The organism is Gordonia sp. 852002-51296_SCH5728562-b, from assembly GCF_001665475.1.
Classification (GTDB): domain Bacteria; phylum Actinomycetota; class Actinomycetes; order Mycobacteriales; family Mycobacteriaceae; genus Gordonia; species Gordonia sputi.
In genome coordinates this window covers 1-10,651 of sequence record NZ_LZMI01000085.1, presented here as the reverse complement: position 1 = coordinate 10,651, position 10,651 = coordinate 1, and the positions used below count along the sequence as shown (strand labels likewise).

Genomic DNA, 10,651 nt, shown 5'->3' with positions numbered 1-10,651 from the left:
AACCTGCCCCCATACGAGTTCGGGCGCCGTGAGTTGGTCGAGATCTCCGAAACGGTGTCACGTGTGTACGACGCGGTCGCCTCGGTACGCACGCAGCCGCCGGTCACCCGCGACGTCGTCGTCACATTGCCCGACGCTCGTCGCGTCCATGGCAGCATCGCCGACATCGTCGAGAACTCGCCGTTCGGAACGACTATCGTCACCGCGACGTACTCACGTGTGCGGGCCAAGCAGCGATTGACCGCGTGGCTGGGATTGCTGCTCCTCGCGGCGTCGGCCGCCGACGCGTCACCGCCGTCGGCGCTCGTCGTCGGCCGCGGCGGCGCGGGAGCGGTTGCCCAGTCCATGCTCACTGCTCCCGACGACGCACGCGCCGTGCTCAACGATCTGGTGCGTCTCCGCGATCTCGGGTTGCGCTCGCCGCTTCCGCTGCCGCTCGAACCAGCGGAGGAGTACGCCACCAAGGTGCGCGCAGGCGTCCGTTCGGAAGCGGCGGTGGAGACCGCACGACGCAGCTTCGACGGAATGTTCGGCGCGGGCACCGACACCTACCTGCGCTTTGTTTTCGGCGCCGACGTGACGTCGTCGGTCGCATTCGACGAGATCCTGCGGATGTCGACCTCCGACGACCCCCGGTGGGCCGGGCTGACCTTGCCCGGAGAGGCCGAGGCGCCGCTGTTCACCAGGCTCGCCCGCGCTCTCTGGAATCCACTCCTCGACCACGAGACGATGTCATGACCGAAGCGCGCACCATCCCCGACACGGGGACACCGGGGTCCGAAACCGCCGCTGCACCACAACCTTTCGACGTTGCGGCACCGTTGCCCGGCGGCACAACGGTCCTCGAGGCCAGCGCTGGGACAGGTAAGACGTATGCGATTGTCGGCGTCGCTGCTGGACAGATCGCCGACGGCCTGCCGATCGACAAGCTGCTGTTGGTCACGTTCAGTCGCTCGGCGAGTGCCGAACTGCGCGAGCGCATGCGCGCACGCCTCGCCGACCTCGTCGTCGCTCTCGATCCTTCCCGCGTGCACGCCGATCGTGACGGCGACGACGACCCGGTGCTACGTGCGGTGCTGACCGGTAGCCCCGACGACATCGCCGCGCGCCGTGGACGTCTCATACAGGCGCTGTCCGATTTCGACGCGTCGACGATCGCGACGACGCATACGTTCTGTAACCGGATGCTCGAAGCGCTGGGCTTCCTCGGCGAACGCGAACTGATCTACGACGTCGTCGAAGACACCGACGACATCGTCGAACAGACCGCGCTCGATCTGTACCTGTCGTCGTATGCGGGTGATGCCGACCGCCCACCGTTTTCCGTCGGTGAGGCGATGGCGATCGCGCGTGAAGCCGTCCGCAGCGCGGGGGTGCCGCTGGCGCCGCAACCCGACGACACCGCAGACGCCACACCCTCGGCCGCAACCCAGCGCGTGCGGTTCTGCGAGCGCGTGCGTAGCCGCGTCGAACGTCGGAAGCGCCTCGCGCGACTGCGGACCTACGACGACCTCCAGACGATCCTGTACCGGGTCGTCACCGACCCAGAGTTCGGTGAGGCGGCGTGCAAGCGCATCCGGGCGTCGTTCGAGCTGATCCTCGTCGACGAATTCCAGGACACCGACCCGTTCCAGTGGGAGATCCTGCGGCGCTGCTTTCACGGGCATCGACAACTGGTTCTCGTCGGCGATCCGAAACAGTCGATCTACGCGTTCCGTGGTGCAGAGGTCCGCAGCTACCTGACGGCCGTCGACGTCGCCGATTCGCTCCGTGCGCTCGACACGAATCACCGTTCCGATGCCGACCTCGTGACCGCGCTGGATCGGATCTACGGCGGCGCAAGCCTCGGCGACCGATCGATCACGGTGCACCCCGTTCGGGCCGCGCGGTCGGGGAGTCGGATCTCCGGTGCACCGGCACTGCGCATGCGCGCCCTGTCGCGAAGCGACTTCACCATCCGCGGAAAGAGCGGATTCCCTTCGGTTGCCGACGTTCGGTCCGCGATCACGGCCGACGTCGCGAACGACATCGCCCGGCTCCTCGCCTCCGACACCCGGCTCGACACCGGCGACGGACCACGCGCTGTCACCCCGGGCGACATCGCGATTCTCGTTCGCACGAACGGCACCATCGAGCCACTGCAGCGTGCGCTGTCGGAACTCGGTATCGCCTCAGTCGTCGGCACCGGGACCAGCGTCTTCCGTACGATCGGTGCGCTGCACTGGTTGTGGGTGATCCGTGCGATCGAGCAACCGGCGCGCGCCGACCGCGTCCGACTTGCCGCGTTGACGCCCCTGATCGGTTGGGACGCAAGCGAACTCGCGGAGGCTACCGACACCCGCCTCGCAGAGCTGTCGTCGATGTTCGCCGAACTGGGTCGAGTCTTCGCCGACGGTGGGTTCGCGGCGCTGTCTCAGCGTCTCCTCGCAGCCGAGAACGTCGCTGGCCGAGTGCTCGGAATCGAGGACGGCGAACGTGCACTGACCGATCTGCTGCAGGTGGCGTCGCTGGTGAACAAGCACGTCGTCGAGAACGAGTGTGGGTTGGCGGGTGTCGTGGAGTGGCTTGCGGATCGCATCGCCGATGAATCCCAGTGGCGGCGCCACGAGGATCAGACCAGACGTCTCGACCGCGACACACATGTCGTACAGATCATGACTGTCCACGCGAGCAAGGGACTGGAGTTCCCGATCGTGTACGTACCGTTCGGTTGGGACGCCGCGCGGGTCTCGAAGCCGAAAACCTTTCGCTACCACGACGATGCCGGTCGCCGTCACCTCGACGTCGGTGGCGAGGGGACTCGCGGCTGGGGTGAGCGGATCGCGCGTCGTAACGAGGAGGAGGCGGGCGAGGACCTCCGCCTGCTCTACGTCGCATTGACGCGCGCCTCGTCACAGGTCGTCATGCACTGGGCACCGTCGTTCAACACGTCGAAGGGTCCACTGCACCGATTGTTGTTCGGACGCCGACAACACGCAGGCGAGACGCGACGCGGCACTGACGCCGAGACCGTGCCGACCTCGGTGAACGTGCCGGACGACCACACGTGCGTGTCGACGCTGCGTGCGCTCGCGGCCGATCCGCCGGTGTCGATCAGTGTCGAGCACGCCGACGACTCACCGGCGCCGGTGTGGACACCGCCCGATGACGACGACAGCCGTCCTGAACTCGATGTCGCGCGGTTCACCCGCACGATCGACCAACAGTGGCGCCGCACCTCGTACTCGGCCCTGATCGCCGGTGCCGCGCACCAACATCCGACCCTGACAACCGGTAGCGAACCCGAGGTCGGTTCCGCTGCCGAGGGCGAGTTGATCACCGACGAGCCTGACGATCCCGCCGACAGGGTCGACTCCGGCGATCCTTATGCAGCAACGGATCCGGCAGCCGCACAGGCTTCGACGCTTCCCGACGGAACACCGTCGCTGATGAACGGCATGCCATTCGGAGCGGCCTTCGGAACACTGGTCCACGAGGTGCTCGAATACGTCGACACCGCAGCACCCGACATCGACGACCATGTCCGCGAACTGTGTGCCACGTCCGCGACCAGGCACGCGCTCGACGTCGACGTCGATGATCTCGCCGCCGCGCTACGTGCCGTACTGACAACCCCACTGGCCTCGCTCGGAGGCACCCTGTGGTCGGTCGGGCCGCGCAATCGGCTGGCAGAGTTGGACTTCGAGTTCCCGCTCGGTAATGCGGCGTCGACGCCGTCTGCCGCGGCGGTGCTGTCCGACGTCGCCGCCCTGATGAATCACCATCTCCCCGAAGAGGATCCGCTACGCGCCTACGCCGAGTCACTCGCCGAGATTCCGCCGCGCGCACTGCGCGGCTATCTCACCGGAAGCATCGACTCGGTGCTCCGCACATCCGACGGCCGATACGTCGTCGTCGATTACAAGACCAACCGGTTACGTCCGGGCGAGCTGAGCGCGGAAGACTTCACCGCCGATGCAATGGCCGCAGAGATGATCGGCGCACACTATCCGCTGCAGGCACTGCTCTATTCCGTTGCGCTGCACCGCTATCTTCGCTGGCGACTACCCGGCTACACGCCTGCCGAGCACCTCGGTCCGGTGCAGTACCACTTCGTGCGAGGGATGGTGGGCGCCGACACCCCACCGGGTTGCGGTGTCTACGAATGGGACATCCCCACCGGGTTGGTCACCGAGTTGTCGGATCTACTCGGGGGCATCGAAGGGGGCGACGACCGGTGAGCACCGACAATCCCGGTGTGCTGTCCGTCGACGATGCGCGGCGGGTTCGCGACGCCGAGGGCATCCTCGCAGACGCGAACGTCGCAGGCCTTTTCGCTGCGTCCGATCTGCACATCACGTCGCGCATGGTCCGCATGTGTGGCGAGCCGGTCGCGGTCGCGGCTCAGGTCGCCATCGCACTCGCCGTGCGCTCGGTGCGCCTCGGGTCGACATGTTTTGCGCTCACCACCGTCGACGAACTCCCGGGCGCGCAGGCACTCGCGCTTCCGAGTGCCGTCGAGATGCTCGCCGAACTTCGCGATTGTCCGCTGGTCGTCGGCGCCCGCGGGTCGACGCTGCAGCCCGTGGTGCTGATGGACTCCGACGACGGCCCGTTGGTGTACCTACAGAAGTACTTCCGCCAGGAGCAATCGATCCGCCAGACGCTCGCCAACCGTGCGACCAGCGCACCTGACGTCGATGTCGAGGCGGTGCGGGCGCAGGTTGCCGAGGTGTTCGCTGACAGCACCGCAGAGCCTCGGCAGCGCCTCGCCGCCGAGGTTGCCGCCTCACACTGGACGTCGATCCTCGCCGGTGGCCCGGGAACGGGAAAGACGTACACCGTCGCTCGGATTCTCGCGGTTCTCGACAGTCTCGCGGGGGGAGATCTCCGCATCGGGATGTGCGCACCAACTGGTCGCGCTGCAGCCCAGTTGCAGGCGTCGGTCGACCTCGACGGTACGTTGCCCACCTCGGTGCGGGCGGTGACCGTGCACAGCCTTCTCGGCTGGCGGCCGGGCTCGACGCCGCGGTACGGTCTGGCCAACAAGCTGCCACACGACGTGATCGTGGTCGACGAGACATCGATGCTGTCGATGACCGCGATGAGCCGACTACTCGACGCCGTGCGCTCGGATGCGCGATTGATTCTCGTCGGCGATCCCCATCAGCTGGCTTCGGTGGAGGCGGGTGCGGTCCTCGCTGACCTCGTCGAGCGCGCTCCCGGCCCACCATCGGTTCGGGCGTCCGCGCCGACGGCAGGTGATTCCTCGATCGAGATGAATGCCGACGAATCAGCGCGTCTGAAAGATGGAGTGGTCACGCTGCGTCGGGGTTTTCGATTCGGCGGACAGATCTCACGCGTGGCCGATGCGGTCAATCGTGGCGACGCAGATGCTGTCGTCGACCTCGTCACCTCGGCCGACATCGACGACGTACAACTCGTCGCGCCCGACAAGCTCGACGCTGTTCACGACGACATCGTCGCATGGGGCACGGCACTGCACCGCGCGGCAGATACCGGTGACGTCGACGCCGCATTGGCCGCGCTCGACTCGCACCGGATCCTGTGCGCGCATCGTGAGGGACTCTGGGGCGTGCGTGGCTGGCAGCGACGCGTCGCCGACTGGCTGTCGGAGTCGCCCGGCCTTCCGCGGATCGAGCTCGACACGATGGTGTGGTCCGTGGGTGAGCCGCTGCTGGTGACGTCGAACGACCGGCAGACCGGGACGTTCAACGGCGACTGTGGAGTGGTGGTCCGTGTCGGTGGCGAGACCGATCCCGATCGCCTCGAAGTCGCATTCCGCCGTGGCGCGCAGGAGCGGCTGATCGCACCGGTGCAGCTTCCCGACGTCGCGCCGGCATACGCGATGACCATTCACCGCAGCCAGGGAAGTCAGTTCGGTGGTGTCACCATCGTGCTGCCGCCCTCGGGATCGGAGCTGCTGACCCGCGAACTCCTCTACACCGCAATCACGCGTGCACGTACTCGTGTGCGAATCGTCGGAACGCGAGAAGTGTTGGCCGAGGCCGTCACTCGCCGTGTCCATCGGGCGAGCGGGTTGCGGTCGGCGGTCCGCGAACTTGCCTGAGTCAGAGGTCGCAGCCGTTGGCGATGAGGTCGCGGCGGAGGAAGCATTCGGTGCCAAGGGCCAGATCACGTTGTGCGCGCGGCAGATTCATCAGCGCGGAGACGGTAGATCGTCGTGCCAGTTCTGACTTGTGAGACTCGATCGCGCGAACTTTGTGCTCGATCCATTCGGATACGTCGAGTTGAAGTCCGAGCGTGTGCGCGGGCGTACCGAGAAAGTCGCCGGGCTGTAGTCGAGGGAACAGTGTGTCGGCCAGTTCGGCGACCATCCAGTCGGCGATCGTCGCGAAGTACAGCGAGCGCACCTGCCACGCCGGTAGGTCATCGCGGTACAGGGTCGGGGTGGCCGCGGCATCGGCGGCAGCACAGGTGATCCTGTGTGCCCTGATGTGATCGGGGTGTCCGTAGATCCCATACGGGTCGTAGGTGACGAGGACGTCGGGTCGTCGACGTCGGATGTGGCGCGCCAGCTCGGCGACCTCGCTGTCGAACGACGCATCCGTCAACCGTTGATGTCCCGGCGCGGACTCCGGCACCTTCAGGTCCGCGTAGTCGAGCAGTATCGGTTCGTCGTGTACACCGAGTTCGCCGAGTGCGTCGAGCAACTCGCGATGTCGTGGAGTGCCCGACATCCACGTGCACATCACCACCGAGACCTCGCCACCTGCGGCGATAGCGCGGGCGATCAGGCCGCCGGTCCACAGCGACTCGTCGTCGGGGTGTGCATGAACGAGCATGATGCGCGGCGTCGACATCCTTCGCTTTCCAAGGCTCGGTGGTGCTGCGGTCGTTTGGTGCTGGGTCGATTGTGTCCGGGCGCGGTGAGGTTCGCCGCCCTCCGACCCTCCTCAGAGTACTGCGCGCAGCGTCGGTAAAATTCTCATGTCGCGCACGTCGCACCCACGTGGTCGCGATGGCATCGAATCGGCAGACAATGCGCACAGTCGTACTGATCCGGAGGCACTTGATGAGCACACAGTCGGAAACCCGCGAATTCCAGGCAGAGACCCGTCAGCTGTTGGACCTGATGGTTCACTCCGTGTACTCGGATAAGGACAGCTTTCTTCGGGAGCTGATTTCGAACGCGTCCGACGCGCTCGACAAGCTCAGACTCGAATCGCTCGTCGACAAGGACCTCGACGTAGACGCCTCCGATCTGCACATCACGCTCGAGCCGAGCTCTGGTGACAGCGCCGAGCGCACCCTCACCATCCGCGACAACGGCATCGGAATGTCACGCGACGAGGTCGTCGAACTGATCGGAACGCTTGCGCGCTCCGGCACCGCTGAGTTGCGTGCCAAGCTCGCGCAGGCGTCGGATTCCGCGGCGACAGAAGAGCTGATCGGACAGTTCGGCATCGGTTTCTATTCGACGTTCATGGTCGCCGACAAGGTCACCCTCGTCACTCGCAAGGCGGGCGAGCAGACCGGAACCCGTTGGGAATCAACGGGTGACGGCACCTACACGGTCGCCGATGTCGACGACGCGCCGCAGGGAACGTCGGTGACGCTGACGCTCAAGCCTGCCGACGCCGAGAACCACCTCTACGACTACACCGACCAAACGAAGCTCCGCGCACTCGTCAAGCGTTACTCCGACTTCATCGCGTGGCCGATCCGGATGGACGTCGAGAAGACGACGACCACTCCGGCCGAGAACGAGGGCGACGAACCGGTCACCACGACCAGCACCGAAACCGAGACCATCAACTCGATGAAGGCGCTGTGGTCGCGTTCGCGCGACGAGGTGTCCGACGAGGAGTACAAGGAGTTCTACCGCCACGTCGCGCACGCGTGGGACGATCCGCTCGAAATCATCACCCTCAAGGCCGAGGGAACGTTTGAATATCAAGCGCTGCTGTTCATCCCGTCGCAAGCACCGTTCGACCTGTTCATGCGTGAACGCACCGGCGGCGTACAACTCTACGTCAAACGGGTGTTCATCATGGACGACTGCGACGAGCTGATGCCCGAGTATCTCCGCTTCGTGCAAGGCGTGGTCGACGCGGCGGACCTCTCGCTCAACGTGTCCCGCGAGATCCTCCAGCAGGACCGACAGATCAGAGCCATTCGTCGTCGACTCACGAAGAAGGTGATCTCGACCGTCGATGAGATGCGCGCCGCCCGTCCCGACGACTACCGGACGTTCTGGGACAACTTCGGTCGCGTCTTCAAGGAAGGTCTCGTCAACGACGCCGACAACCGTGATGCGCTGCTCAAGGCATCGGCATTCGAAACAAGCCGCGCCGCAGACGAATTGACCTCGCTGGCTGATTACGTCGGTCGGATGTCCGACGCACAGAAGTCGATCTACTACCTGACCGGCGAATCCCGTCAGCAGATCGAGAACTCGCCGCATATGGAAGCTTTCCGGGCCAAGGGTATCGAGGTGCTCTTCCTGCACGACCCCGTCGACGAGATGTGGGTCTCGAGCGGTGTCGAATTCGATGGGAAGCCGTTCCGCTCAATCGCCAAGGGAGAGGTCGATCTCGACGAACTCGACGGTGACACGAGCACTTCCGACGAGTCGACGGATGCGCGCACTGCCGAGTTCGAGGAACTGCTGTCCTGGCTCGGCGAGGCGCTCGACGCCGACATCAGCGAAGCCCGCCTCTCGCACCGCCTCACCGAGTCGGCCGCGTGTCTCGTCGGCGACACGTATTCGATGTCGCCACAACTCGAACGCCTCTATCGTGCGTCGGGTCAGGAACTGCCGAAAACCAAGCGTGCGCTCGAACTCAACGCCGATCATCCGCTGGTCACCGGGCTCAACGCGGCCTTCAAGGCCGACGCCGACCATTCTCGGCTCACCCCAACGGCCAAGTTGATCTATGGGATGGCGTTGATCGCCGAGGGCGGGGAGCTCGACGATCCGGCCGATTTCGCGCGCTTGCTGACGGGAACACTGACCGCCTCTGTGGCGACCGCGGGCGGCACCGACTGACCATCATTCGCCTGTCCGACCCGACTGCGTCAGATCGTTGTAGCTCGTTTAAGGTTGGTCCGATTCCGACGATTCCGACAGCGAGTGCAACGAGCCACTGAAGCTGCCCGCGTCGGCGACGACAAGGGGAGATGCCGCCGTGAGTTATCCGCACGATCCGTTTCAGCCGGGTGATTCGACGCCGCAGGGCGCGGCACCGCAGGGTCCTTCCGGCGGGGGTGAAGCGGCCTCGAGCGACGGCAAGTCTGCTGGCGGGTACACGCCATACGGACAGCAGCAGAGCCCCGAGCAACCGGCGTACGGGCAGTCGACGCCCTACGGACAGCCCGGGTACGAGCAATGGCAAGCGGCGCCGACCGGAACGGCCACCGACCCGACGGTGAACTTCGGTCAGCAGCCGAACCAGATGCACGACACGAACTTCGGCCAGCCCCAAGCCGGTCAAGCCCAAGCCGGTCAAGCCCAGTACGGCCAACCGCAGGGCTATGGGCAGCAACCGGGCGCTGCGTGGGGTGCGCAACCAGCGATGGGTGGCGGGGGAGTGCCGCCGCAACAATCGAAGCAGAAGAACAAGCGTCTCTTCCTACTTCTCGGCATAGGTGGCGGCGTCCTCGTCGTGATCATCGCCCTCGTGGTGACGCTCATCGTTGTATTCACCGGCGACTCGGGTCCCGGAGGTTCGCCCAAGGCCGCAGTCCAGACCTATCTGGAGGGTCTCTCGAACGGCGACGCCAAGAAGGCGCTGAGCGTCGTCAGAACACCGCCGTCGGACAAACTCCTCACCGACGAGGTGCTCAAGAAGCAACAGGCGATCGCCAAGATCTCCGACATCAATGTGCGCGAGCCGTCGACGTCGTTGTCGTCGATGGCCACGGTGAAAGCCACGTACAAATTCGGAGATCGCAACGCTGACGTTGATTTCATGCTCAAGAAGTCCGACGGCAAGTGGACCGTCGACAATGGAACGATCCCGATCGACGTCGACGACACCCGCGTGCCACAACTGACCGCGTTCGGTGTCGACGTCAGCAAGGACAGCAAGGTCTATGTGTTCCCGGGGCCGGTCGAGTGGGGATCGAGCAACCCGAATTTCACGGTCAAGGCTGATCAATCGAGCGAATTCCCGCTGGGGCCGACCTACGCGTCATACAACTCGCTCAAAGTCGAGCTGAGCGACCGGGGCACCAAGGCTGTGGCAACGGCCCTCGACACGTACTTCACGAACTGCGCGGGTTCCACGCAGGCGGACGCGTCGAAGGACAAGCCGGGATGTTCGCAGTCGCTGTACCAGTCGGTCGTGCCGGGCAGCGTCCGATGGACCAAGCCGAACGACATCACTCAACTCAGGCTCAGCCCGGATTACGAGACTCCCACCAGCGTGAAGGTGTACGGCAGTGTGGAGTGGCCTGCCACGTACATGTCGACGTCATCCGGTCCGGGAAGCTACACCGACAGCGACTTCATCAGTGGCACTGTCGACCTCGCCGCCTCCGAACCCACCTTCACCTCGGCTCGGTGACGAACCGTAGATGACCACCAGCAAGGCGGGGGGGGGGGGGGGGGGGGCGCGGGCGCGGGGGGGGGGGGGGGGGGGGGGGGGGGGGGGGGGGGGGGGGGGGGGGGGGGGGGGGGGGGGGG

At 65.6% G+C, this 10,651-nt stretch carries 5 protein-coding genes and 1 pseudogene; 5 read left to right on the top strand and 1 reads right to left on the bottom strand.

What is annotated here, in order from left to right; genetic code table 11:
* The 3 genes and pseudogenes from A5766_RS24720 to recD form a co-directional block, all read left to right on the top strand.
* Positions 1–738, top strand: a pseudogene (locus A5766_RS24720) (exodeoxyribonuclease V subunit gamma); the annotation flags it as partial.
* Positions 735–4,220 carry a UvrD-helicase domain-containing protein gene (locus tag A5766_RS15830; RefSeq protein WP_064905354.1) on the top strand — a complete coding sequence of 1,162 codons (3,486 nt, stop codon included), beginning with the start codon at positions 735–737 and terminating at the stop codon, positions 4,218–4,220. The pseudogene A5766_RS24720 and the gene A5766_RS15830, both read left to right, overlap by 4 nt.
* The gene (gene recD, locus A5766_RS15825; protein ID WP_197501485.1) at positions 4,217–6,070 is read left to right on the top strand and encodes an exodeoxyribonuclease V subunit alpha; all 1,854 of its coding nucleotides are present in this window, start codon (positions 4,217–4,219) and stop codon (positions 6,068–6,070) included. Before A5766_RS15830 ends, recD begins: the two co-directional genes overlap by 4 nt.
* A gap of 1 nt (position 6,071) precedes the next feature.
* Here the strand turns inward: recD and A5766_RS15820 are convergent, their stop codons facing one another.
* Complete coding sequence (locus tag A5766_RS15820) at positions 6,072–6,824, bottom strand: PIG-L deacetylase family protein (protein WP_064905352.1); 753 nt, start codon at positions 6,822–6,824, stop codon at positions 6,072–6,074.
* 212 nt (positions 6,825–7,036) lie between these two features.
* On the opposite strand from A5766_RS15820, the gene htpG reads away from it, so the two are divergent.
* Complete coding sequence (gene htpG, locus A5766_RS15815; RefSeq protein ID WP_064905358.1) at positions 7,037–9,013, top strand: molecular chaperone HtpG; 1,977 nt, start codon at positions 7,037–7,039, stop codon at positions 9,011–9,013.
* Positions 9,014–9,152: 139 nt separating this feature from the next.
* Entirely contained in the window at positions 9,153–10,532 is a 1,380-nt protein-coding gene (locus A5766_RS15810; RefSeq protein WP_064864797.1) for a hypothetical protein, read from the top strand.
* Positions 10,533–10,651: the final 119 nt, after the last annotated feature.

Excerpts from the sequence above, each read along its gene's own strand:
- A5766_RS15820 (WP_064905352.1), bottom strand. The coding sequence starts at position 6,824 with ATGTCGACGCCGCGCATCATGCTCGTTCATGCACACCCCGACGACGAG.
- htpG (WP_064905358.1), top strand. The coding sequence starts at position 7,037 with ATGAGCACACAGTCGGAAACCCGCGAATTCCAGGCAGAGACCCGTCAG.
- A5766_RS15830 (WP_064905354.1), top strand. The coding sequence starts at position 735 with ATGACCGAAGCGCGCACCATCCCCGACACGGGGACACCGGGGTCCGAA.